We start from the raw sequence: 654 nt of genomic DNA, 5'->3' as shown, positions 1-654 counted from the left end.
GCACGGGATCGTAACTCGCCGGTTCATTCTACAAAAGGCACGCCATCACCCATTAACGGGCTCTGACTATTTGTAGGCACACGGTTTCAGGATCTCTTTCACTCCCCTTCCGGGGTGCTTTTCACCTTTCCCTCACGGTACTGGTTCACTATCGATCACTAGGGAGTATTTAGCCTTGGGAGATGGTCCTCCCAGATTCCGACGGAATTTCACGTGTTCCGCCGTACTCAGGATACATTCAAGAGAGAACGAAGTTTCGACTACGGGGTTGTTACCCTCTACGACGGACCTTTCCAGGTCGCTTCGTCTACCTCGTTCCTTTGTAACTCCGTATAGAATGTCCTACAACCCCAAGAGGCAAGCCTCTTGGTTTGGGCTATGTTCCGTTTCGCTCGCCGCTACTCAGGAAATCGCATTTGCTTTCTCTTCCTCCAGGTACTTAGATGTTTCAGTTCCCTGGGTCTGTCTTCCATACCCTATGTATTCAGGTAAGGATACCATACCATTACGTATAGTGGGTTTCCCCATTCGGAAATCTTCGGATCAAAGCTTACTTACAGCTCCCCGAAGCATATCGGCGTTAGTCCCGTCCTTCATCGACTCCTAGTGTCAAGGCATCCACCGTGCGCCCTTTCTAACTTAACCAAACTAAAA

1 rRNA gene (only partly in view) is annotated in these 654 nt (G+C 49.5%); it reads right to left on the bottom strand.

Going from position 1 to position 654, the window contains the following annotated elements:
• A 23S ribosomal RNA gene (locus DOS87_RS29860) occupies positions 1-645 on the bottom strand (it extends 1,618 nt beyond the left edge of the window).
• Positions 646-654 lie beyond the last annotated feature (9 nt).

It is taken from the genome of Bacillus sp. CR71 (genome assembly GCF_003429245.1).
GTDB classification, from domain to species: Bacteria; Bacillota; Bacilli; order Bacillales; family Bacillaceae_G; genus Bacillus_A; species Bacillus_A thuringiensis_S.
The sequence above is the reverse complement of the archived record's forward strand: the minus strand, read 5'-3'. Positions and strand labels throughout refer to the sequence as shown.